The sequence below is a fragment of the Microbacterium proteolyticum genome, from assembly GCF_029639405.1.
Classification (GTDB): Bacteria; Actinomycetota; Actinomycetes; order Actinomycetales; family Microbacteriaceae; genus Microbacterium.
On sequence record NZ_CP121274.1, the window covers coordinates 3,265,761 to 3,287,888 of the forward strand.

General features: G+C 70.6%; 20 protein-coding genes and 1 tRNA gene. 13 read left to right on the plus strand and 8 right to left on the minus strand.

Annotation, left to right across the window (positions count from 1 at the left end; translation table 11 throughout):
- Window positions 1-58: 58 nt before the first annotated feature.
- Entirely contained in the window at window positions 59-1,393 is a 1,335-nt protein-coding gene (locus P8R59_RS16450) for a maltokinase N-terminal cap-like domain-containing protein (protein ID WP_278101940.1), read from the plus strand.
- A 33-nt stretch (window positions 1,394-1,426) separates the two neighbouring features.
- On the opposite strand, the gene P8R59_RS16455 is transcribed toward P8R59_RS16450, so the two are convergent.
- A complete protein-coding gene (locus P8R59_RS16455) occupies window positions 1,427-2,656 on the minus strand; it encodes a CDP-glycerol glycerophosphotransferase family protein (protein ID WP_278101941.1) in 1,230 nt (409 codons plus the stop codon).
- Between the two features lie 42 nt (window positions 2,657-2,698).
- On the opposite strand from P8R59_RS16455, the gene P8R59_RS16460 reads away from it, so the two are divergent.
- Window positions 2,699-3,784: a glycosyltransferase family 2 protein gene (locus P8R59_RS16460; protein WP_278101942.1), complete on the plus strand. Its 1,086-nt coding sequence runs from the start codon at window positions 2,699-2,701 to the stop codon at window positions 3,782-3,784.
- Window positions 3,785-3,799: 15 nt separating this feature from the next.
- Here the strand turns inward: P8R59_RS16460 and P8R59_RS16465 are convergent, their stop codons facing one another.
- The 3 genes from P8R59_RS16465 to P8R59_RS16475 are packed head-to-tail and all read right to left on the minus strand — an operon-like array spanning window position 3,800 to window position 8,236.
- Complete coding sequence (locus tag P8R59_RS16465) at window positions 3,800-5,257, minus strand: CDP-glycerol glycerophosphotransferase family protein (RefSeq protein WP_278101943.1); 1,458 nt, start codon at window positions 5,255-5,257, stop codon at window positions 3,800-3,802.
- The gene (locus P8R59_RS16470; protein WP_278101944.1) at window positions 5,254-6,513 is read right to left on the minus strand and encodes a CDP-glycerol glycerophosphotransferase family protein; all 1,260 of its coding nucleotides are present in this window, start codon (window positions 6,511-6,513) and stop codon (window positions 5,254-5,256) included. Before P8R59_RS16470 ends, P8R59_RS16465 begins: the two co-directional genes overlap by 4 nt.
- 40 nt (window positions 6,514-6,553) lie before the next feature.
- Window positions 6,554-8,236, minus strand: a complete 1,683-nt coding sequence (locus P8R59_RS16475) for a S1C family serine protease (protein ID WP_278101945.1) — start codon at window positions 8,234-8,236, stop codon at window positions 6,554-6,556.
- A 199-nt stretch (window positions 8,237-8,435) separates the two neighbouring features.
- Between P8R59_RS16475 and P8R59_RS16480 the strand changes: the two genes are divergently transcribed.
- Complete coding sequence (locus P8R59_RS16480) at window positions 8,436-9,641, plus strand: aminotransferase class I/II-fold pyridoxal phosphate-dependent enzyme (protein ID WP_278101946.1); 1,206 nt, start codon at window positions 8,436-8,438, stop codon at window positions 9,639-9,641.
- Window positions 9,642-9,650: 9 nt separating this feature from the next.
- On the opposite strand, the gene P8R59_RS16485 is transcribed toward P8R59_RS16480, so the two are convergent.
- Both P8R59_RS16485 and P8R59_RS16490 read right to left on the minus strand, forming a co-directional pair.
- Window positions 9,651-10,457, minus strand: coding sequence for a carbon-nitrogen hydrolase family protein (locus P8R59_RS16485; RefSeq protein ID WP_278101947.1), 807 nt, complete (start codon window positions 10,455-10,457; stop codon window positions 9,651-9,653).
- Complete coding sequence (locus tag P8R59_RS16490; RefSeq protein WP_278101948.1) at window positions 10,454-11,002, minus strand: DUF6328 family protein; 549 nt, start codon at window positions 11,000-11,002, stop codon at window positions 10,454-10,456. The genes P8R59_RS16485 and P8R59_RS16490 overlap by 4 nt, the downstream gene beginning before the upstream one ends.
- A gap of 84 nt (window positions 11,003-11,086) precedes the next feature.
- Here P8R59_RS16490 and P8R59_RS16495 point away from each other — a divergent pair.
- The 3 genes from P8R59_RS16495 (at window position 11,087) to P8R59_RS16505 (ending at window position 12,834) form a co-directional block, all read left to right on the plus strand.
- Window positions 11,087-11,160 (plus strand) — tRNA-Met (locus P8R59_RS16495).
- A gap of 349 nt (window positions 11,161-11,509) precedes the next feature.
- A complete protein-coding gene (locus tag P8R59_RS16500; RefSeq protein ID WP_278101949.1) occupies window positions 11,510-12,025 on the plus strand; it encodes a hypothetical protein in 516 nt (171 codons plus the stop codon).
- 152 nt (window positions 12,026-12,177) lie between these two features.
- On the plus strand, window positions 12,178-12,834 hold the full coding sequence (locus P8R59_RS16505; RefSeq protein ID WP_278101950.1) for a formylglycine-generating enzyme family protein: 657 nt from the start codon (window positions 12,178-12,180) through the stop codon (window positions 12,832-12,834).
- Here the strand turns inward: P8R59_RS16505 and P8R59_RS16510 are convergent.
- Window positions 12,818-13,288 (minus strand): MarR family winged helix-turn-helix transcriptional regulator, encoded by a 471-nt coding sequence (locus tag P8R59_RS16510; protein WP_238592376.1) that lies wholly within the window; start codon window positions 13,286-13,288, stop codon window positions 12,818-12,820. The two genes, P8R59_RS16505 and P8R59_RS16510, sit on opposite strands and share 17 nt — an antisense overlap.
- A gap of 72 nt (window positions 13,289-13,360) precedes the next feature.
- On the opposite strand from P8R59_RS16510, the gene idi reads away from it, so the two are divergent.
- Genes idi through P8R59_RS16545 form a run of 7 tightly spaced genes read left to right on the plus strand, consistent with a single transcriptional unit; the run spans window position 13,361 to window position 18,948 of the window.
- Window positions 13,361-13,912, plus strand: a complete 552-nt coding sequence (gene idi / locus P8R59_RS16515; protein ID WP_278101951.1) for an isopentenyl-diphosphate Delta-isomerase — start codon at window positions 13,361-13,363, stop codon at window positions 13,910-13,912.
- Window positions 13,909-14,976, plus strand: a complete 1,068-nt coding sequence (locus tag P8R59_RS16520; protein ID WP_278101952.1) for a polyprenyl synthetase family protein — start codon at window positions 13,909-13,911, stop codon at window positions 14,974-14,976. The genes idi and P8R59_RS16520 overlap by 4 nt, the downstream gene beginning before the upstream one ends.
- Entirely contained in the window at window positions 14,973-15,842 is an 870-nt protein-coding gene (locus P8R59_RS16525) for a phytoene/squalene synthase family protein (RefSeq protein WP_278101953.1), read from the plus strand. The genes P8R59_RS16520 and P8R59_RS16525 overlap by 4 nt, the downstream gene beginning before the upstream one ends.
- Window positions 15,839-17,395, plus strand: coding sequence for a phytoene desaturase family protein (gene crtI / locus P8R59_RS16530; protein ID WP_278101954.1), 1,557 nt, complete (start codon window positions 15,839-15,841; stop codon window positions 17,393-17,395). The genes P8R59_RS16525 and crtI overlap by 4 nt, the downstream gene beginning before the upstream one ends.
- Before the next feature lies 1 nt (window position 17,396).
- Window positions 17,397-17,756, plus strand: coding sequence for a lycopene cyclase domain-containing protein (locus P8R59_RS16535; RefSeq protein ID WP_077051759.1), 360 nt, complete (start codon window positions 17,397-17,399; stop codon window positions 17,754-17,756).
- Window positions 17,753-18,061, plus strand: coding sequence for a lycopene cyclase domain-containing protein (locus P8R59_RS16540; protein WP_278101955.1), 309 nt, complete (start codon window positions 17,753-17,755; stop codon window positions 18,059-18,061). The genes P8R59_RS16535 and P8R59_RS16540 overlap by 4 nt, the downstream gene beginning before the upstream one ends.
- Window positions 18,058-18,948 carry a prenyltransferase gene (locus P8R59_RS16545; RefSeq protein ID WP_278101956.1) on the plus strand — a complete coding sequence of 297 codons (891 nt, stop codon included), beginning with the start codon at window positions 18,058-18,060 and terminating at the stop codon, window positions 18,946-18,948. The genes P8R59_RS16540 and P8R59_RS16545 overlap by 4 nt, the downstream gene beginning before the upstream one ends.
- 213 nt (window positions 18,949-19,161) lie before the next feature.
- Here the strand turns inward: P8R59_RS16545 and P8R59_RS16550 are convergent, their stop codons facing one another.
- Window positions 19,162-22,098, minus strand: a complete 2,937-nt coding sequence (locus P8R59_RS16550; protein ID WP_278101957.1) for a UPF0182 family membrane protein — start codon at window positions 22,096-22,098, stop codon at window positions 19,162-19,164.
- Window positions 22,099-22,128 lie beyond the last annotated feature (30 nt).

A 22,128-nucleotide genomic window follows, 5' to 3' on the forward strand; every position in this document is an offset into this window, starting at 1 on the left:
GACGCGGCCCGCGCGCAAGACCCGAGCGCTCGACCCCCGATCGCGTTAGCCTCGCCGCATGGGTGACCTCCTCGATCTCCTGACCGTGTGGATGCCGCGACAGCGGTGGTACGGCACGAAGGGTCGCGATCCGCGACTGACCCTCGTCGCCGATGAGGAGCTCGTCATCCCCGGCACGCGGGTGCTTCTCGTCCGAGACGAGGCGGTGACCCCCGCATCCGTCTACCAGGTGCCGGTGTCGCAGCGCGACCCGGACGCCGTGCTCCCCGGGAGTCTCATCGGCCCCGCGGGAGACGGGCGGGTGTGGGCGGACGCCGTCACCGACCCCGCGTTCACCGACCTGTTGTTCCATCTCGTCACCGAGGGCGGTGCGGGGGCGACAGGCGACGGCGGGTTCATCGGCATCCCCCTGACGGCACCGCCCGCGACGACCGCGACCGCCGTTCCCGCGCGCGTGCTGAGCGGCGAGCAGTCGAACACCTCGATCATCTTCCGCCCGGAGGGTGCCGCCCCGGTCATCTGCAAGCTGTTCCGTCAGGTCAACGCGGGGGTGAACCCGGACGTCGAACTGCAGTCCGCGCTCGCAGCCGGCGGGGCGACGTTCGTGCCGGCCGCGATCGGCGAGGTCCGGGGCACCTGGACGACGGCGGACGGCGACGAGGCGACCGGGTCGCTCGCCTTCGCGCAGGAGTTCTTCGACGGGGTCGAGGACGCGTGGCGGGTGGCCCTTCTCGCCGCCACCGCCGGAGACGACTTCAGCGCCCCGGCACGCGCGCTCGGGGCCAGCGTCGCGCGGATGCACGTGGCGTTGGCCGACGCCTTCCCCACCGTGGCACCCGACGCCGAGGTGCGTGCGCGGGTGGCCGCCGCCTGGGAGAGGCGCCTGGCCATCGCGGTGTCCGAGGTGCCCGCGCTCTCGCCCTACGCCGACCGCATCCGGCAGGTGTACGCCGACGCCGTGGCGGCCGCGTGGCCGCCCCTGCAGCGCGTGCACGGCGACCTGCACCTCGGTCAGGTCCTGCATACGCCCGCGAACGGGTGGGTACTGCTCGATTTCGAGGGAGAACCGCTGCGCCCGATCTCGGAGCGCCGCAGCCCCGACCTCGCCGTGCGCGACGTCGCCGGCATGCTGCGCTCGTTCGACTACGTCTCGGGCGCCGTGGCCGACGACGACGGCGCGGCCGTGCGCGCCTGGGTCATCGCGGCGCAGCAGGCGTTCCTGTCCGGCTACGCCGAGACGGTCAGCGCGGGCCAGACGGCCCCCGACGCGCTGCTGGCCGCGTTCGAGCTCGACAAGGCCGTGTACGAGGCGATCTACGAGACCCGCAACCGTCCCGACTGGATCGGCATCCCGCTCGCCGCCATCGGGCGACTCGCGCCGCTCTCCGCCTGATCACCCGGGAGCCGGAGATCGGCACCGGCGAGGTCACGCGGGGACGCCCGCGTTCCAGCTCTCCCAGCGCTCCATGAGCGTGCGGACCGCCGAGTGGAAGCGCTCGGTCGAGGCACCGGGAGCCGTGTCGCCGAAGTAGTAGCGCACCCAGTGGTCGAGGCGCGCGACGGCGTCGGGGTCGTCCAGCACCCGGTCGGCGCGTGCCACGATGTCGGCCGCGGAATCGGCATCCAGCCATTCGGCATCCGACAGGTACCCGGTGTCGTCCACGAGGGCCTCCGGGTCGACGGGCCGCGTGACCAGCAGCGGTCTTCCCGCGGCGAGCCGGTCGTACACCATCGCGGAGATGTCGACCACCGCGAGGTCGGCGGCGGCGAGCTGCCACCCGAGATCGGCCCCGGTGTCGTGCACGTGCTGGGCGGTCGGATCGGCGGCATTCGCGGCGCCGAGGGCGGCGACGATCCGATCGTTCGCCGCGCCGTAGGCCGCGTCGACCACGCCGGACCGCGGATGGGGTCGGTAGATCACCCGGTGACGGCCGGTGGCCAGCAGCGCCGTCACCAGCGCTTCGCCGTGCGTGAGGATCGAGCCGTAGTGGGCAGCGGGACGATCCCCCTCCCACGTCGGGGCGTAGAGCACGACGCGGCGACCATCGGGCGTGTACGGCAGGTCGCCGGAGTAGTGGTCGGCCTGCGGACGGCCGATCGCGAAGGTCCGGCGGTCGAGGTCGTAGTCCCAGAGAGTCCGGGACAGACGCGCCCGAGCGGCGTCACCGGCGACGAACGCGTAGTCGTACGCGGTGAACTGGTTGGTCGTCATGTACATCTTGTCGGACTCGCCGTGGTTGATGAACACGTGCCAGCGCCGCCCGTATCGGAACATCTGGAAGTTGCGGGTGTTCTGGTTGACGTAGAAGACGATCCGCACGTCCTGCTCGTCGAGCACCTGTTCGACGTCGCGCACCGTGGGGGCGTAGGCCACCGGCAGTGCGTCGTCGCGCAGCAGCGCGTCGGCGCCGCGGATCGAGCGGGCGATCACCACGACGGGCCACTTCCGCGCGAGCTCGCGGAGCGGTGCGTACCACTGGCGCATCTGGTACATGTTCACGGGGCCGTCAGCGAAGTAGACCGCGATGCGGAAGCGGTTCTGCGGCAGGGGTCCGCGTTCGGCGAGCGCTCGGCGGAGGTCGGTGCGCGCACGGCGGGTGGCCAGGGCCTTGCGGAGGAGCCCGACGGCGAGCCGGGCGTCGCGGGCGAGGGGCATCCTTCCAGGGTACCGGCCAGGTCGGCGTGGGACGATGGAATGATGCACCTCGCGACCCCCGGCCGCCGAGACGCGCCCGTTCCCCCCGACGACGCCGGCGTGAGCTTCGTCATGCCCGTCCTGAACGAAGAGCGGTACCTGCGCCGTGCGGTCGCCTCGACGCTGGCGCAGGAGGTGCCGGGCCCGGTCGAGCTCGTGCTGGCGCTCGGGCCGTCCACGGATGCCAGCGACGAGATCGCCCGCGAGATCGCCGCCGCGGACCCCCGGGTGGTGCTGGTGGACAACCCCGCCGCCGATATCCCGGTGGGGCTGAACCTCGCGATCGATCGGAGCCGCTTCGCCACGATCGTGCGGGTGGACGCGCACTCCGAGCTGCGACCCGGATACACGCGACGCGCCTTGGCGACGCTCCGGCGCACGCGCGCGGCGAACGTCGGCGGAGTGATGCGGGCGGACGGACGCTCGCCGTTCCAGCGCGCGGTCGCCCGCGCCTACAACTCCCCCGTCGGCCTCGGGGGCGGCGCGTACCACGGAGGCACCGAGGAAGGGCCGGCCGAGTCGGCGTACCTGGGAGTGTTCCGGCGCAGCGTGCTGGAGGAGGTGGGCGGGTTCGACGAGACCCTCCGCCGCGGCGAGGACTGGGAGCTGAACCTGCGCATCCGCCGCGCCGGCTACCGCGTGTGGTTCGATCCGGCGCTGTCGGTGGTCTACTGGCCGCGGGAAAGCTGGACGCGGCTGGTGCGGCAGTTCCGGGCGACGGGCGCGTGGCGCGGCGAACTCGTACGGCGCTACGGACGACGCAACTCCCTGCGCTTCTTCGCTCCCCCGGCACTCGTCGGTGCGGCCGCCCTGTCGCTCGCCGTCGCCGTCGCGCAGGCTCTCGGGATCGTGCGCTCCCCCGCGGCCCACGCGGTGCACCTGCCCGTCGCCGCGTACGGGGTGCTCGTCGCCGTCGTCGCCCTGGGGCGCGGCGGAGGCCGGGGATGGCGCGATCGCGCCTGGACCGCGGCCGTCCTGCCCTCGATGCACCTGCCCTGGGGAGCCGGGTTCCTCTGGGGTGTCGCGCGCGGAGCCCGTGACACCGTCGACACCTCGCGGCTCGACGGCCGCAACACACCGCTGCCCTGAGCAGCGGCATCCGCCTCAATACCGGTCGACGAATCCCTGGTCGAGGAGCCGGGCGACGACCCGCTCCGCCGCCCGACCGTCCTCGCGCGCGACGAACACGCGCTGGAACCGCTCGTAGCGTTCGCGGAAGATCGCCGGGTCGACCTCCGCGATCGCCCGCTCGAGGTCGTCCTGCGACCGCACGACCGGTCCGGGGGCGGCATCCAGCAGATCGAAGTAGAACCCGCGCAGCTCTCCGCGATAGTGCTCGAGGTCGGGCACGAGGAAGTACATCGGTTTGCCGGTGATGGCGAAGTCGAACATCACCGACGAGTAGTCGGTGATGAGGGCGTCGGATGCCGCCAGCAGCCGCGCCGTGTCCGGGTAGCCGGTGACGTCGATGACGCGGGGCCCCCGCGAGTCCTCGCCCGGGTGAAGCGTCCGGGTGTGGCCGCGGACGAGCACCACGGCATCCGTGGCCCGTGCCAGGGCGGACGGATCGAGGAAGTCGACGATCGCCTCCCGGTCGTCGCGCCACGTCGGGGCGTAGAGGAGGACGCGCTCGTCCGCCCCGATGCCGAGTGCGCGGCGCGTCGCGGTGCCGTCGTCGGTCTGGAGGACGTCGTTGCGCGGATACCCCTCGATCCACACGGGGCGCCGGAGGAACGCGTACGCACGGGAGAGGAGCCGCGCCGCATAGGGACTCTGGGCGAGCAGCACGTCCCAGCGCCGGCTCTCGCGGAGAACGGCCAGTGTCCTTCGCGGATCGAAGCCGGGGCGGTGGAGTGCGAGACGCTTGAGGGGTGTGCCGTGCCAGGTCTGAAGCACACGCTGACCGGGCTTGCGGACGAACTTCCGACGCAGCCAGTCGTTGACGACGAGCAGTCGGGATGCCGCCCGGGCACGCCACCATTCGGGGCTGCCCTCCACCACGGCGACGACCCCGGGGGGAACGTGCACCGACAGGTCGACGACGCTCCAGTAGCGCGTGACGGCGGGGGCCACGCGCGCGAGCTCCCGATCGATGGCGAGCGGGTTGCAGCCGGCGGTGCGCCCGTAGAAGCTCTCGAAGAACACGGCGTTCTCCAGCGGCTGCCGAGAGGTCGCGTACCGCCGTTCGAGCGCGGCCTGCCCTTCGCCGGAGTCGTAGGCGGGGTCGACCGGTGGACCGACCCGCAGCCGTCGGCCATCCCACTCCGCCCGGAGCCCCGGAAGTTGCGTGAGGGGCAGGGATGCCGCGGGGGGCGCGGCATCCGTCGCCTCCCCCGGTTCGATGCGCAGCCGGTATTCGCCCGTGGGAAGCGGCAGCTCGGGTCCGCCCCACCGCGCCGCGCGGAGGGGAAGCTCGGCCCGCCAGGTCCGTCCGCGTCCGTGCAGGCGCGCGGTGACGCGGGCGCGCGGACCCTCGAGCGTCACGCCCGTCGGCCGCAATCCCGTTCCGGAGATCTCGAGCACGGCGCGCCCGTCGTCGTGGAGGAAACGCACGTCGGTCATGGGATGGTCCTCCTCGGGGGCGCCGCAAAGCGACGAGCGGTCAGTCGGGCGCGGATCGCGCGGTGGACCCGCTCGGCATTGCGCCCGTCGTGGTGAGCGTGCACGCTCGCGCTCAGCCGGCGCGAGGCCTCCACAGCGTCGGTCGGATCGTCCAGGATGCCGTCGAGCCGGGCGAGCGCGGCTTCCCACGTTCGCGGGACGTCGTCGCCGGCGACGTCGCGATATCGGCCGTAGAGGCCCCGGCGCGCGACGTACGCCTCGACGTCGGGGGCGAAGAACACCACCGGGAGCGGAACGAGTCCTGCATCGAAGGCGAGCGAGGAGAAGTCGGTGACGAGGGCGTCGAAAGCCGGCAGCAGCGGAGTGACGTCGGCGACGCGGTCGCTTCCGAGCATCTTCACGCGCTCGCTCGTGAGGCGGTACTCCCCCGCTCCGAGCGGGTGGGGTCGCACGAACAGCACGGCGTCGTGGTGCGCCAGCACCGCGTCGATGCGATCCGCGTCGGAGGTCGTGGGGATCGCCGGGTCGACATCGCCGTCGCGCCAGGTCGGGGCGTAGAGCACCAGGCGCCGATCACCGAGATCGGTGCCCGTCACGGCGGCGAGCGCGTCGCGCGCGGCGCTGCGCCGCTCGTCGGCGGTGCCTCGCGAGAGCACGTCGACCCGCGGCTCGCCGGTCACGGGCACCCGCGCGTCGTCGAGACCGAACGCGCTCTCCAGGCGTCCGCGGACGAGATGCGAGGCGGCGGGGAGCAGAGAGATCTGGCGCATGGTGCGCCGGTACAGCACGGCCAGGAGCCGCGTGACGGCGCGAGACCCCGGCAACAGAGCACTGCGGGTCGTCTCGGGCGAATCCAGACCGATGCGCTTGAGCGGGATCCCGTGCCACAGCTGCACGACGAACGCGCCCGCCACCGCGTAGCGGTTGACGTCTCCGAAGCCGTGGGTCACCACGACCACACGCGCTCGGGCCGTCGCCCACAGACCCCGCAGCGAATCGCGCCGGAGGGAAGGGATGCCGAGCCTCTCGGCCTCCTGCGCCTGACCCTCGTCGGCGACGAGCCACGTGGTCCGCTCGCCCGCGGCATCCGCCACGCGCCACAGGGCCAGGGCGCCGTCGGCCACGCCGACCGCGCAGCCGAACACCCAGCGCTCCCGTGAACGCGGGACCACCGCGGTCAGCAGTCGCCCCGCGAGATACAGCGGAATGCGCCGGAGTTTTCGCGCATTCCCCGCACCGAACGAGAAAGACGCCACCCCGCGAGCCTATCGCGGGGTGGCGTCCGGAACGGCGGGCTCAGCTTGCGGGCATCGAGCCCAGCGTCACCTGGGCGGTGGCCTGCTTGCCGCCGCGGAGGTAGGTCACCGTGGCCTCGGAGCCCGCGGCGAGCGCGCGCACCTGCGCCGTGAGGTCCACGGAGCTGGTGACGGGGATGCCGTTGAACTCGGTGATCACGTCGCCCTTCTGCAGACCACCGGCCTGGGCGGCGCCCCCGGCGGTGACCTCGGCGACATAGGCGCCGGTGGTCGTCGCGCCCTGGATGGATGCGGCGTCCTGGACGCTCGCGCCGAGCAGGCCGTGGGTCGCCGAGCCGTTGTCGATGATCTCCTGCGAGACGCGCTTGGCGATGTCGGAGGGGATCGAGAATCCGACGCCGATGTTGCCCGACTGACCGCTCGACGACGAGGACGAGCCGGCGCTCGCGATCGCGACGTTGATGCCGATCAGCTTGCCCTCGTCGTCCACGAGCGCGCCACCGGAGTTGCCGGGGTTGATCGCGGCATCCGTCTGGATGACGGCGATCTTGATCGTCTGGGTCGCCTGCGTGCTCTGCTGGCCCTGACCGAAATCGAAGAAGAACGGGCTCTCGCCGCTGCCCTGGCCGCCCTGGCTGCCCTCGCTCGAGTCGGAGCTGTCGCTCGGCGCCGCGGACGAAGCGACCTCGATGGAGCGGTTCAGGGCACTCACGATGCCGGTGGTCACGGTGTTCGCAAGGCCCAGGGGTGCGCCGACCGCGATCGTGTTGTCACCCACGTTGAGCTTCGACGAGTCCGCCCACTCGATCGGGGTCAGGTTCGAGGCGTTCTCGAGCTTGATCACGGCGAGGTCGTAGGTGGGGTCGGTGCCGACGAGCTTCGCGGCGTACACCCGCCCGTCGGACGTGGTGACCGAGAGCGTGGTGTTGCCGCTCTGGCCGTCGAGGGTGACGACGTGCGTGTTGGTCAGGACGTAACCGTCGTCGCTCAGGATGACACCGGATCCGGTGCCTCCCGAGGTCCCCGCGGTCGCGCTGATCGTGACGACGCTCGGTACGACCTTGGCGGCCACGGCGGCCGTGGCGTTGACGTCGCTCGGGTCGTTGACGGTGATCGCCGTGGGCCCCGAGGCGGTCGCACCGTTGGACCCGCCCCACAGGGCCAGTCCGGCGTAGGTACCGCCGAGGCCGGCCCCGCCGCCGACGAGCGCCGCGGCGATCAGGAGGGCGGCGATCTTGGTGCCGGAGCTCTTCTTGCGCGGCTTGGCCACCTCGGATTCGGGGAGCGTCAGCGTCGGGTGCGTGCCGTAGGTCCCCGTCGCGGCGGGCCCGAAGGCCTGCCCGGTGGGGGTGGTCGCACCGCTCGGCGCGGAGGCGTACCCGTGGGCGTGCGGCGCCGGGTTCTGCGGGGTTCCGTAGTGCGCCGCGGTCGGCTGGTGCGACGCGGCGGGCTGCGACGCGGTGGGCTGCGACGCGGTGGGCTGCGACGCGGTGGGCGCCTGACCGGATGCGGGGGCCTGCGCGGGCGGCGGCCACGCCGCAGCGGCGTCGGCCGGCGAGCGGGTAGGAACCGGCGGCGCCGCCGGGGTGGACTCCGCGGCGGGCGCGACCGGGGTCGCGTCTGCGGCGGGGGTGGTCTCGTGCGACGCGGGGACCGCGCCCTGCGCGGCGGCGTCGCTGGTGGGGCGGTGGTCCTCGGGACGGTCGTCCGTGGTGTCGCTCATGTGATGCTCCTTCTTCCAGGCGAGATCAACCATGACCCCGGATGCTGTGTGGTTCCTATGACGCGGGTGAGTCCGATCTATCAGAGTCGCAGGAACGGAATGCGAGGTCATGCGGGGTCCTGCGCACGGGCCGCTCCGCTACGGTGAGAGGGTTTCGGCCCGGCGGTTCCCGCCCCCTCTCCCCGAAGGCATCCGCATCATGCACGACCTCCCCGGCGCCTGGCGCCGCACCGCGCTCGGCGCGGGCCTCATCGCCCCCGACGGCACCTCGGTTCCGACGATCTTCGCCGAGATGACGGCTCTGGCCGCCTCGACCGGTGCCCTCAACCTCGGACAGGGCTTCCCCGACGAGGACGGGCCCGAAGTGGTCCTTGAGGCCGCACGCCGCGCGATCGCGGACGGCGTGAACCAGTACGCGCCCGGCCGGGGTTTCCCCGACCTGTTGACGGCGATCGCCGAACACCAGCAGCGCTTCTACGGCATCGAGCTCGACCCGTCCCGGCAGGTGCTGGTGACGGTGGGAGCGACCGAGGCCCTCTCCTCCACCCTTCTCGCGCTCATCGACGGCCCGGACGACGAGGTCGTCGTCTTCGAGCCCTACTACGACTCCTACGCCGCCTGTGTGGCCCTGGCGGGCGCGCGGCTCGTCCCCGTGCCCCTGCGCTGGCCGGACTTCCAACCCGACCTCGAGGTACTGGCATCCGCCGTCTCGGACCGGACGCGCGTGATCCTCGTGAACGACCCTCACAATCCGACGGGGTCGGTGTTCTCCCGCGAGGTCCTCGACGAGGTGATCCGTCTCGCGCATCGGCACGACGCGATCATCGTGACCGACGAGGTGTACGAGCACCTGGTCTTCGACGGCCCGCACGTCCCCATCGCCACCCTCCCGGGTGCGGCGGAGCGGACGCTCTCCATCTCGTCGGCCGGCAAGACGTTCTCGCTCACGGGCTGGAAAACCGGATGGGTCACCGGGCCCGCCGAACTCGTGACCGCGGTGCTGGCCGTGAAGCAGTTCCTCACCTACGTCGGCGGTTCGCCGTTCCAGCCGGCGATCGCGGCGGGCCTGCGGCTTCCCGAGACGTTCTTCGCCTCGGTGGCCGGCGAGATGAAGGCGAAGGCGGATCTCCTCGGCACGGGGCTGCGCGCCGCCGGCTTCAACGTCAGCACCCCCGGGGGTTCGTATTTCACGGTCGTGGATGCCGCTCCCCTCGGGGCCACGGACGCCGATACGTTCTGCCGCGAGCTGCCCGCGCGGGCGGGCGTCGTCGGCATCCCGCTCACGGCATTCGCTTCGCCGGACCACCGAGCCGACTACGCGACGCTCGTGCGCTTCGCCGCGTGCAAGCGCGTCGAGGTGCTCACCGACGCGGTGGGCCGCCTCTCCGCCCTGTCACGGGGCTGACCGCGGGCGTCAGCGCGGGGTGACCCGGAAACGGCGCAGGTCGAGCGCCGGGTTCACGCGCCGCACCCGGGCGATCGCGCCGGGATCGATGTGGGCGACGACGACGTCGGTGGCCGTCCCGATCGTGGCGAGCGCGACGCCCTGCGGGTCGATGACCGTCGAGTGACCGACCCCGAGCGGTGGCGGGTGGTCGGCGCCGGCGACGAAGAACGTGTTCTCGATCGCGCGCGCCGTGAGCAGCGTCGTCCAGTGATGCTCCTTCAGCGGGCCGCGCACCCACTCCGCAGGAACGAGCGCCACGTCCACCCCCGCGTCGGCGAGGGTCCTCGCCACCTCGGGGAACCGCAGGTCGTAGCAGGTCATGAGGCCAAAGCGCAGACCGTCCACCTCGAAGGTCTCGGGAGGCGCGATCTCGCCGGGGGCCACCCAGTCCGACTCCCGCTGGCCGAACGCGTCGTAGAGATGCAGCTTGCGATACACGGCCCGGATGCCGGCTCCCCCGACGGCCACGATGGCATTGCGCACGCGACGCCCGTCGTCGGCCCGCTCCACGAGCCCCGCGACGAGCACGACGTCCAACTCGGCGGCGAGGGCCTGGAGTGCGCTCGTGAACGGACCGCCCAGGTCTTCGGCGTTCTCGGAGAGAGAGGTGTCGAACGGGTCGACGAAGTAGCTGGAGTACTCGGGGAAGACGATCACCCGTGCACCGCGGGCCGCGGCCGTGCGGGCGAGATCGCCGATGGCATCCAGGTTGGTCTGCTTCGACGCGGCCGGGGCGAACTGCGCCACCGCCACTCCCACGCTGTCGTGCGTCATCCGCGTCCCTTCTCGTCGCCGGACCGGCTCTCACCGCTGATCCGGTTCTCGCCGCTGAGCCGGCGCAGGACCGCCGGACCCACGACCCACAGTACGAGGATCACGACCACGAGCACGACCACGGCGATCACGGCGGCTTCGACACCGACGACCACGTCGAACACGAACGCCACGACGCCGGTGAGCAGCACCGCTACCGCGGTGAGCGCGGCGATGAGGGCACGATGACCGAACCGGACGACGACGGGCTTCACACCGCGGTGGAAGACCGCTCGGTGCAGCGCGACCGGGGCGAGAGCGAGGATCGCGGTCAGCGCGGAGAGTCCGACGAGTACGAGGTAGCCGGTGCGCTGCGGTCCACTCAGGTCCGCGAAGGCCGGCTGGAACGCCAGCGCCAGGAGGAAGCCCGTGAGGATCTGGGTACCGGTCTGCAGCACCCGGAGTTCCTGCAGGACGTCCGCCCAGTTGCGGTCGGCGCGCTGCGCCGCACTCTCGGGGCGGCCGTCGCGGAGGTCGTCGCGCGGGTCGTCGGTGGGGGTCAGCATCCCCGAATCATGGCCCGTCCACGACGCCTGAATCAACGTCGATTCGACACGACCCGAAACCCGTGCTAGGTTTATCTCTTGTGCCGCGGGGTGGAGCAGCTCGGTAGCTCGCTGGGCTCATAACCCAGAGGTCGCAGGTTCAAATCCTGTCCCCGCAACAAGAGAAGGCCCCGGATCCTCGGATCCGGGGCCTTCGGCTTTCCCCCGGCGACGCGACCTCATCTGAAGGCCTCGCTCCGAGACGACTCGTCCACAGCCCCCTGCAGGCCCCCGCGACGGAATCCGGCGTCTGATTACAGTGGTTCACATGGGTGGGCAGTATTCGACCGACGTGGCCGTGTTGAGCGGCTGAGATCGTGTCCTTCTCGCCCTGCTTCGTCCTCCCCGAGGGCATGTCTCCCAGCCAGAATTATTAGCCGTGCGTCATCCACCTCGTTCTCGACATTCGGCTCGTCGTCAATAGATCGAAGAATCGGTGCCGGGCGAAGAGAAAGAAGGATGATCTCGATGAAGCGACGGCACATCACCGCCCTCGCCGTCCTCGTCGCCCTCTCCGCGGTCCTCGCCGGATGCGTCGCGCCGGGTGGCGCCGGAGTCGTGGACACATCCCTGACGCTCGAGGACGCCAAAGCGACCGCGATGCGGATGGAGCGGGAGTTGGCCGCCCTGGTGCCGGCCGATGTCGTGGCATCCGTCGACCAAGACCAGACGGGTGTTCTGATGTCGTGCAGCGGCGACCGCGCCTATCAATGGACCGGTCAGACCAAGGTCGTGCTCACCGAGGGAGCCACCTACGACGGGGCAGCCGTCACCGAGAACATCGCCCAGACCTACGACGCGAGCGACTCCTACCGGACGAATACGGATCTGACATCCGACGGGGAGCCGAGGGCTCACGTCATCGGCGAATTCGGGCAGGGGTACCTGGTCGCGCTCTCCGTCGACAAGACCTTCGTGCAGATCCTGTCCTTCTCCCCCTGTTTCGTCCTGCCCGAAGGAATGTGGCCGGGCGACGACTACTGAGCGGCATCGCCCTTCCGATTTCGGCGCCGTCCCGTCAACCCGGCTGTCAGACCGGGTCGAGACCGATTCACTGGGACCATGCTCCGTCACTCACGCGACCCCTCCCCCCGCTCCACGGACGACCGATCCGGCAGCGAGACGGGCGGGCGGCGATGAGCGACGTCGAGATGACCCGCATCCCCGCCGGAAGCGTGCTGCGCGGAGACCAGCGGGGCGAGGACCGCCGCGAGATCACCGTCGAGGCGTTCGACATCGGTGTCTACCCGGTGACCGAGGAGCAGATGGCGGAGATCCTCGGCATCACGGCCCAGAACCCGCGCCGCCCCGCCGTGCAGGTGAGCTGGTTGCGCGCGGTGCGCTTCTGCAACGCGCTGAGCGAGTGGGAGGGCCGGGATCCCGTCTACGCGTACGACGGCGAAGTCGTCGACTGGGACACGGAGGCCGACGGCTTCCGACTGCCGACCGAGGACGAGTGGGAGTACGCGTGCCGGGCGGGATCCACAGGATCCACCTACGGACCGATCGCCGAGATTGCGTGGACCGCAGGCGACGGCCTGCGCGGACCGGTCGAGGTCGGCGGACGCCTTCCGAACCTCCACGGCCTCTTCGACATCCTCGGCAACGTGTCGGAGTGGTGCTGGGATCTCTTCGCGCCCGAGACGAGCGACGCCCGGGTGTTCCGCGGCGGCGGGTGGAGCGATGCGCGCGCGGTCGTCCGCGCCTCCGCGCGTCGCGGCGCCAATCCGCGCGCGATCTTCGACGATGTCGGCCTCCGCGTGGCGCGCGGGGCACTCAATCGGACCCGCTGATCGCCTCGCTCAGTCCGTCGACGAACTCGGCGATCGTCGCGAGCTGCTCGTCGGAGAATCCTTCCGCCACCGCGACCATCGCCGCGAGGTGCGCACCGAAGTGCCGGAAGAACTCCGCTCGGGATTTCGGCGTCAGGACCACCACGCGCGCCCGGCCGTCGGAGGGGTGCGGACGCCGCTCGAGATGCCCGGACGCCGCGAGCCGATCGAGCAGCTTGGTCGTGGACGCCGTGGAGATCCGCAGGTGAGATGCCACATCGTGCGGGCTGACCATCTGTCCGCGCTGCTCGCGGATGATCAGCATCCGCAGCGTCGCGAGGTCGCTGGCGTTCATGTCCATGTCGCCCTTCATGCCGCTGTTCATGCGGTCGAGGGCATCGCTCAGAGCGCGGACCGACTCCATCGCACGGACGACACCGGGTCTGTTAGCACGAAAGGCGTCGACGACGGACACGGTGGACACCTCCGTTTCGCTCTGGGTATAGTCGGCTGACATCGCTAGCTAAACTAGCAAACAGGAGGCACGATGAGCGAGACCGAGTATGTCGTCCTCCTGGACGACTGGGGCAATGAGATCGGAACGGCACCGAAGGCGAGTGTGCACGGCACCGACACGGCTCTTCACCTGGCGTTCTCCTGCCACGTCGTCAACGCCGACGGTCAGGTGCTCGTCACGCGTCGCGCGCTCGACAAGAAGACCTGGCCGGGCGTCTGGACGAATTCGTTCTGCGGCCATCCGGGTCCCGCCGAGCCCGTCCTGCAGGCCGTTCACCGTCGCGCCGCCTTCGAGGTCGGACTCACGATCTCCGACGTGGAGCTCGCCCTTCCGCTCTTCCGCTATCGCGCGGTCGACGCCAGCGGCATCGTCGAGCACGAGATCTGCCCGGTGTACGTCGCCCGTACCCACGAAGAGCCGCGGCTGAACCCGTCCGAGGTCGCGGAATCGCGCTGGGTCGACCCCGCCGACCTCGCCGCCGCGCTGGAGGCCACGCCGTGGGCCTTCAGCCCGTGGCTCGTTCTCCAGGCACAGCAGCTTCACCTGTTCTCGTCCCCACCGGCCATCCGGGCGGCCTCATGATCGCTCTCTCCACCACACCCACGGCGCGCGCCGCCATCGACGACGCGATCGACACCGTTCTGATCCGTCTCGCCCGCCGCCTCCGCGACCATGGCGACGGCGCCCGGGCCCTGGCATCCGCGATCGCCCGCTCCGCCCGGGGCGGCAAGAGGTTCCGGCCGCTCCTCGTGGTCGCCGCGTTCGACACGCTCGGCGGTGCCGAGACCGATCGTGCCGCGCTCTACCAGGTCGCCGCCGCGTTCGAACTCCTGCACACCGCCTTCGTCGTCCACGACGACGTCATCGACCACGACACCGAGCGACGCGGTGTCGCCAATGTCGGCGGCGAGTTCCGGGCGCGGGGCGAAGAGCGAGGCGCGGATGCCACGGGCGCCGCGCTCCTCGGAGATGCGGCCGGCATCCTGGCCGGCGACCTGCTGCTCCACGAGGCCGGGCGCCTGGTCGCTCTGGCCGACCTTCCGACGAGCGTGCGCGGCGACCTCCTCCGCCTCCTCGAGGACGCTGTTCTGATCTCCGCCGCCGGAGAGCTCGCCGATGTCGAGAACGCCGTGTCCGCCCGTGATGTGGATGCCGAGACCATCCTGCGCACCACGCACGACAAGACCGCGGTGTACTCGTTCTCGGCCCCCCTGGAAGCGGGAGCGGTGCTCGCCGGCGCCGACGGCCCCGTCCGTGCGGCACTCGAACGCTTCGGGCAGCGCCTCGGCTTGGCGTACCAGCTGGTGGACGACCTCATCGGCGCCTTCGGTTCGCCCGAGATCTCCGGCAAGGACGAAGGATGCGACCTCCGCGAGGCGAAGAAGACGCATCTCATCGTCCTGGCCCGCGAGACCGAGTCGTGGCCCGCGGTGAGCGAAGCGCTCGCGCAGGCGCACACCGGCCCGGTCGCGATCCGCGCGGCCCAGCGGGCGCTCAGCGAGTCCGGCGCGCGGGCACGGCTGGAAGACCTCGTCCGCGGGACTCTGGACGAAGCGCGCGCGATCGTCACGGCATCCACCCTCCCCGAGGAGTGCCGCACGATGCTGCACGACCTCGTCGACGCCGTGCAGGGACGCGTCCCGTGAGCGCGACCGCGACCGGCCTGGAGCTGTACACGCGCACGGCCGACGATGCCGCCGCCGCGGTGATCAACCGCTATTCGACCTCGTTCGCCCTGGCCTGTCGCCTGCTCGGCCCCCGTCCGCGGCCGCACGTCCGGAACATCTACGCCCTGGTCCGCGTGGCCGACGAGATCGTGGACGGCCCCGCGCACGACGCCGGGCTCTCGCCCGCGCAGGAACGTGCCACGCTCGACGCGCTCGAGAACGAGGTGCGGGATGCCATCGCCTCGGGCTTCAGCGCGAACCTCGTCGTCCACGCGTTCGCGCGCACCGCCCGCGAGTGCGGCATCGGCGACGACCTCATCGCCCCGTTCTTCGCCTCGATGCGCACCGACCTCGACACCGCCGCCCACGACGACGCGTCGCACGACGCGTACGTGTACGGATCGGCCGAGGTCGTCGGTCTGATGTGCCTGCAAGTGTTCCTCAACGCGGGGATGTCGGAGCCGGCGCGCCCCGCCGCCGACCTCGTCGACGGAGCCCGCCGACTGGGTGCGGCCTTCCAGGACGTGAACTTCCTCCGCGACCTCGACGACGACGCCACCCGCCTCGGCCGTGACTACCTCGACGGCGCCGCCGACGACGACCGTCGCACGGCGGTCCTCGACCGCATCGACGCCGACCTGGCCGCGGCCGCCGCGACAGTCCCGTTCCTCCCGCCGGACTGCCGCCGCGCGGTCACCGCCGCGCACGACCTGTTCGCGGAGCTCTCGCGGCGACTGCGCCGCACCCCCGCGGGCGCGCCGCGCGTCCGCGTCCCGGACGCAGTGAAGGCGACCCTCGCGGTGCGCGCCTTCCTCGGACGCCCACCGAAAGGGGCCCACGCATGACCTCGCAGCGCATCGTCGTCGTCGGAGGAGGGATTGCCGGCCTCGGCACCGCCGCGCTCCTGGCCGATCAGGGACACGACGTCCACCTGTTCGAGGGACGCGAGCAGCTCGGTGGTCGCGCCGGGTCGTGGGAGAGCGACGGCTTCCGTTTCGACACCGGGCCTAGCTGGTACCTCATGCCCGAGGTCTTCGACCACTTCTTCCGGCTGCTCGGTACGAGCGCCGCAGAGCAGCTCGACCTCGTGCGTCTGGACCCGGCGTACCGCGTGTACGGTCCTCCCGGGAAGGGCGAGCCCATCGACGTGGTGTCCGGTCGCGAGGCCGTCCGCGCGCTGTTCGAAGAGCACGAGCCCGGCTCCGGCGACAAGGTCGAGGCGTACCTCGACTCGGCGAAGGATGCGTACGAGCTGTCGACGTCGAAGTTCCTGTACGACACCTACTCCTCGACGCAGGGGCTTCGCGACCCCGCGCTCATCACGCGTCTCCCGACGCTCATCCCGCTCCTCACGCAGACGCTGTGGAAGCGCGTGACGCGGGACTTCTCGAACCCGCGGCTGCAGCAGATCCTCGCCTACCCGTCCGTGTTCCTCGGCGGATCCCCGTTCGAGGTGCCCAGCCTGTACCACCTGATGAGCCACCTCGATCTCGGCGACGGCGTGCTCTACCCGCGCGGCGGTTTCACCGAGATCATCGCCGCGATCGAGAGGCTCGCCCGTGAGCGCGGCGTGCAGATCGAGACCGGCGTCCCCGTCGAGGCGATCATCACCGACGACGGCATCGCCCGCGGCGTGCGGCTCGCGGACGGCCGGATCGTTCCAGCGGATGCCGTGGTCTCGGGCGCCGAGCTGCACCACACCGAGACCCAGCTGCTGGAAGAGGGTGATCGTCAGTATCCGGAGAAGTGGTGGAAGGACCGCGTGCCGAGCCCCGGGGCGCTGCTGCTCCTGCTCGGTGTGAAGGGAGAGCTTCCGCAGCTCACGCACCACACGCTGCTCTTCACCGACGACTGGCACACCAACTTCGACGCGATCTTCGGCGAGCACAAGCGCATCCCCGACCCCGCCTCGATCTACGTCTGCCGGCCGAGCGCCTCGGACGACTCCGTCGCTCCGGCGGGACACGAGAACCTCTTCGTCCTGGTGCCCGTACCCGCTGATCCCGTCAGCGGCCGCGGCGGTGTCGCCGGTGCCGGCGATCCGCGCATCGAGGCCGCCGCGGACCGGGTGATCGCCCAGATCGGCGAGTGGACCGGCATCCCGGACTTCGCCGAGCGCATCGTCGTGCGGAAGACCATCGCCCCCGAGGATTTCGCCCAGGACCTGCACGCGTGGCACGGCAATTCGCTTGGGCTCGCGCACACGTTGGGCCAGAGCGCGATCTTCCGTCCGAAGAACCGCTCGCGGAAGGTGTCGAACCTGTACTACGCGGGAACCTCGGTGCTTCCGGGCATCGGACTCCCCATGTGCCTGATCTCGGCCGAGCTCGTGGTAAAGCGCATGACGGGCGACCGCACCGCGGGACCCCTGAACGAGCCGGCTCGCACGGCGGTCTGAGGTGCCCGGGATCTACCTGGGCGCGATCCTGTTCTCGCTGGCGGGCATGATCGCCCTCGATCTCAGGTTCGGTCTCGCTCTGCGGACGGCACCGCGTCGGACGCTTCTGGCGGTGGGTCTCGGAACGGTGTTCTTCCTCCTGTGGGACGCGGTCGGCATCCTGACCGGGGTCTTCGTGAAGGGCCACAGCCCGCTGTTCGTCGGCATCGATCTGGCCCCGCACCTGCCGCTCGAAGAGGTGTTCTTCCTCCTCTTCCTCAGCTACCTCGCGGTCGTGCTGTGGACGGTGTTCGAGCGGCGTCAGGCGAAGCGGGATGCCGGTTCCCCGGCGCGCGTCGAGGCGGAGGAGTCCGCGTCGTGACGTATGCGCTGATCCTCCTCCCCTTCCTCGCCGCGACGGCCGTCGTGACCCTGCTGAGCGCGAGACGTCCCGGCTTCGCACGGCGCATGCGCGCATCGGGCTGGACCGCGCTCGTGCTCATCGCGTTGACCGCCGTCTTCGACAACATCATGATCGCCGTCGGACTGTTCTCCTACCCGCCGGAGCACCTCAGCGGGCTCAGAATCGGCCTGGCACCACTGGAGGACTTCGCGTATCCCCTGTGCGCGGCGTTCCTCGTTCCCGCTCTCTTCACTCTCGCCCCCGCCCGGAGGGAAACCGCATGACCACCCCCGCCCTGACCCCGGGACGCGTGCTGAGGGAGCTGTTCGTCTCTTCGCGACCCGTGAGCTGGATCAACACCGCGTTCCCGTTCGCGGCCGCCTACCTGCTCACCACGCGTCAGGTCGATGTCGTCCTCGTCGTCGGCATCCTGTTCTTCCTCGTTCCCTACAACCTCGCCATGTACGGGGTGAACGACGTCTTCGACTACGAATCCGACCTTCGCAACCCCCGCAAGGGCGGAACGCACGGCGCGGTGCTCGCCAAGCGCATGCACCCGATCACCCTGTGGGCATCGGCGCTGTCGTGCCTGCCGTTCGTCGTCTTCCTCGTCGTCGTCGGATCCCCGCTGTCGTGGCTCGTGCTCGCCCTGAGCCTGTTCTTCGTGGTGTTCTACTCCGCTCCCCCGCTGCGGTTGAAGGAGCGCCCCTTCGCCGATTCGGTGACCAGCAGCATCCACTTCTTCTCCCCCGCCGTGTACGGTCTCGTCCTCGCCGGCGCCACCTGGACGTGGCAGCTCGTGGCCGTGCTCGTCGCCTTCGGGTTGTGGGGCATCGCCTCGCACGCCTTCGGCGCCGTCCAGGACGTCGAGGCCGACCGCGCCGCCGACATCTCGTCGATCGCCACCGCCCGCGGCGCGCGGTGGACGGTGCGCTTCGCCCTGACGGCCTACGCCCTCGCCGGCGTCGTCATGCTGTTCACCGCGTGGCCCGGGCCGCTCGCGGCGCTGCTCGTGATCCCCTACCTCGTCGTGTGCTGGCCGTACCGCAACGTCACGGATGCCACCTCCGACAGCGCCACCGCGGGGTGGAACCGATTCCTCTGGCTCAACCAGATCGCGGGCTTCGGCACGACGATGCTGCTCATCTGGTGGTGGTTCCTCAGCGCCTGAGGCACCGCTGCGGACGGTCCCTGACGCGGCGGCATCCTGAGTGTCCAGGACACGCGGATGCCGCCCACCGCCATCCGCGTGTCTTGGACACCGAAGCGAGGGATGCCGCTCGGGGCGCGGGGTCGCGGGCGTGGCGCGATCGTTGCGGCGCCCGCGCGGCATGTGAGAGAGGCCGGCTCCCCGAAGGGAACCGGCCTCTGTCGCCTGCGCGGGTCAGCCGCCGGGCGTCGGGGTCGGCGACGGCGTCGCCGTCCCGCCCTGGGCCTGATTCTCGAGCTCGATCAGACGCTGCACGGCCGCATTGAGACGGGCGTCCTGCGTGGCGAAGGCCGCGAGATCACCCGAGGTCAGCGCTTCCTGCTTCGCCTGGAGAGCCGCCTGAGCCTCGGCCAACGCCGCCGCGTAGTCTCCGGCCGGTGCCGTCGGCGTGGTCGACGTTCCGTCGCCGCCCGTGCCCGTCTGGTCGGTCGGGGTGACCGACTCGTCGCCCGTGGCCGCACCGGAATCACCGCCGAACAGCGAGTCCAGCGCCTCGCTGAGGGTGTTCTCGAACGCGATCTTGTTACCGAACGCCACGAGCACACGCCGCAGCTGCGGAAGCTGCGTGCCACCGGAGGACTGGACGAACACCGGCTGCACATACAGCAGACCACCGCCGACGGGGAGCGTCAGCAGGTTGCCGTTGAGCACCTGCGACTGACCCTGCTTCAGGATGTTGATCTGCGACGACACGGTGGTATCCGAGTCGAAGGTGTTCTGCACCTGACCGGGGCCGGGCACCGGCGTCTCGGCATCGATCACGAGCATGCGCAATCGACCGTAGTCGCCGCGTTTCGCGCCCTTCTCGTCACCGGCATCCGAGTCCACCGCCAGATACCCCGTCAGGACGTTGCGCGCCTGTCCCTGGGATGCCGGGATGAAGCTCGTGAACATCGAGTACGACGGAGCGTCCTGACCGGGCATCTTCATCGTCAGGTAGTACGGCGGCTGCAGCTCGTTGGCGTTCTGCGGGTCGTTCGGCGTCGTCCACCGGTTGTCCTGCTGGAAGAACGACCGCGCGTCATCGACGTGGTACACGCCCAGCATCGACCGCTGCACCTTCAGAAGGTCGGTCGGGTAGCGGACGTGGCTCATGAGGTCGGCCGACATCTCGCTCCACGGCTGGAGGCTCGTGGGGTAGATCTTCTGCCACGCCTGCAGGATCGGGTCCTGATCATCCCACGCGTACAGCGTGACCTTGCCGTCGTAGGCGTCGACGGTGGCCTTCACCGAGTTGCGGATGTAGTTGATGTTGTCGAGCGAGTACGTCGGCGACGGGGTGTTCGAGTCGGCGATCGCCCGCGACAGCGAGACGCCCGAGGAGTACGGGTAGTTCGCGCTCGTGGTGTAGCCGTCGATGACCCACTTGACCCGCCCGTCGACCACCGTCGGGTACGGGTCGCTGTCGAGCGTCAGGTACGGTGCGACCTTCTGGACGCGCTCCTTCGGGTTGCGGTCGTAGAGGATCTGGGAGTCCTCGTTGACGTAGTCCGAGAACAGGATCTGCTCCGACTGGAACTTCAGCGCGTAGATGAGGCGGTTGAAGACGTTGCCGACACTCGGTCCCCCGTCGCCGCGGAAGGTCGTGCGCGTCTCCGTGCCGCCGTCGGCACCGAGGGGGTAGTCGAGCTCGATGTCCTCGCCGCCCTCGGGCCCGCCGACGATCGAGTACGGCGGCGACTGCTCGCCGAAGTACACGCGCGGCTCGTACTTGAGGTCGGTGAGGAAGCCGGTGCCGGGGATGGCCTGCTCCAGGAACACCGGGTCGCCGTCATCCGTGCGCTCGTTGCCCGCGGCCGCGACCATGCCGTAGCCGTGCGTGTAGACGAGCGTGGTGTTCTGCCAGGACGCGGCGTCGCCGAGCTGACCGATGTTGAGCTCGCGCAGCGACACCACGGCATCCTGCGTCTGACCGTTGATCGTGTAGCGGTCGACGTCGAGCGGGTTGTTGAACTGGTAGTACGCGCGGTACTGCTGCAGCTGACGGACGGTCGGACCGATGATCGCCGGGTCCATGATGCGCAGCTGGGCCGTGGACGAGGCGTCGTTGCGCAGCTGACCGGCCTCGGCGGTCGTGGCGGCGGCGAAGTTCTCCTTCTCGATGCCGTCGATGCCGTACGCGGCCTTCGTGCTGTCGATGTTGCGCTGGTAGTACTGGCTCTCGAGGGCGAGCTGGTTCGGGCGCACCTGGAAGGTCGTGACCGCCCACGGGATCGCCGCGCCGACGACGATGGCCGAGACCACGAGCAGCGCCGTCGCGATGAGGGGGTAGCGCCAGCGCCCGATGACCGCGGTCACGAAGAACGCGAGCGCGACGATGACGGCCGCGATCGCGAGGATCGTCTGACCGGGGATGACGGCGTTCACGCCCACGTATCCCGGGCCGGTGATGCGGTCCTCCTGGTTGACCAGCGTCGTGTAACGGTCCAGCCACAGGCTCCCGCCCTGCAGGAGCAGGTACAGGCCGGCGAGGATCGCGAGCTGGATGCGTGCGGCCTTGGAGATGCGCAGCTCGCGCTGCCCCACCCGCACCGAGCCGTACAGGTACGACACCACGGCGGTGAGCAGGAGGCACACGAGCACGACCGCCGAGGCGAAGCCGAGGACCGTCGTGTAGAACGGCAGCGCGAACAGGTAGAAGCCGGTGTCGAGACCGAACTGCGGGTCGGTGGTCGAGGTCGCGACGCCGTTGAACCACAGCCACGTGGTCTCCCACTGCGCGGAGGCGGCGAAGCCGGCGAAGAAGCCGAAGAAAATCGGGATCCCCCACATCGCGAGTCGACGCAGCGGCTCCACGACCTCCTGGTAACGGTCGAGCTGCGAGCTCAGCCGGGCGTAGACGGGGCGCAGTCGGTACGCGAGCTGGATGACGCCCCACACCGGGATCGCCATCGCGAGGAAACCGATGACGAACATCACCGTCCGCGCGATCCACTGCGTCGTGAGCACCTCGGTGAAACCGAGCTGCGCGAACCACAGCCAGTCGGAGTAGAGGTTCGCGAAGACGAAGAAAGCCACGACCAGGGCGGCGATGACCGCCAGCGAGATCGAGATGATCCGTCGTGAACGGTTCGGGGGCGTGGCCTGGTTCGGCGCTGAGGTCGTGGTCACCCGTCCATCCTAGGCGGCCACTTCTGGGGG

Coding starts and splice junctions, on each gene's coding strand:
- P8R59_RS16480 (WP_278101946.1), top strand. CDS start 8,436: ATGCACGACCTCCCCGGCGCCTGGCGCCGCACCGCGCTCGGCGCGGGC.
- P8R59_RS16500 (WP_278101949.1), top strand. CDS start 11,510: ATGAAGCGACGGCACATCACCGCCCTCGCCGTCCTCGTCGCCCTCTCC.
- P8R59_RS16485 (WP_278101947.1), bottom strand. CDS start 10,457: ATGACGCACGACAGCGTGGGAGTGGCGGTGGCGCAGTTCGCCCCGGCC.
- idi (WP_278101951.1), top strand. CDS start 13,361: ATGAGCGAGACCGAGTATGTCGTCCTCCTGGACGACTGGGGCAATGAG.
- crtI (WP_278101954.1), top strand. CDS start 15,839: ATGACCTCGCAGCGCATCGTCGTCGTCGGAGGAGGGATTGCCGGCCTC.
- P8R59_RS16450 (WP_278101940.1), top strand. CDS start 59: ATGGGTGACCTCCTCGATCTCCTGACCGTGTGGATGCCGCGACAGCGG.
- P8R59_RS16505 (WP_278101950.1), top strand. CDS start 12,178: ATGAGCGACGTCGAGATGACCCGCATCCCCGCCGGAAGCGTGCTGCGC.
- P8R59_RS16490 (WP_278101948.1), bottom strand. CDS start 11,002: ATGCTGACCCCCACCGACGACCCGCGCGACGACCTCCGCGACGGCCGC.
- P8R59_RS16455 (WP_278101941.1), bottom strand. CDS start 2,656: ATGCCCCTCGCCCGCGACGCCCGGCTCGCCGTCGGGCTCCTCCGCAAG.
- P8R59_RS16475 (WP_278101945.1), bottom strand. CDS start 8,236: ATGAGCGACACCACGGACGACCGTCCCGAGGACCACCGCCCCACCAGC.
- P8R59_RS16520 (WP_278101952.1), top strand. CDS start 13,909: ATGATCGCTCTCTCCACCACACCCACGGCGCGCGCCGCCATCGACGAC.
- P8R59_RS16460 (WP_278101942.1), top strand. CDS start 2,699: ATGCACCTCGCGACCCCCGGCCGCCGAGACGCGCCCGTTCCCCCCGAC.
- P8R59_RS16465 (WP_278101943.1), bottom strand. CDS start 5,257: ATGACCGACGTGCGTTTCCTCCACGACGACGGGCGCGCCGTGCTCGAG.
- P8R59_RS16545 (WP_278101956.1), top strand. CDS start 18,058: ATGACCACCCCCGCCCTGACCCCGGGACGCGTGCTGAGGGAGCTGTTC.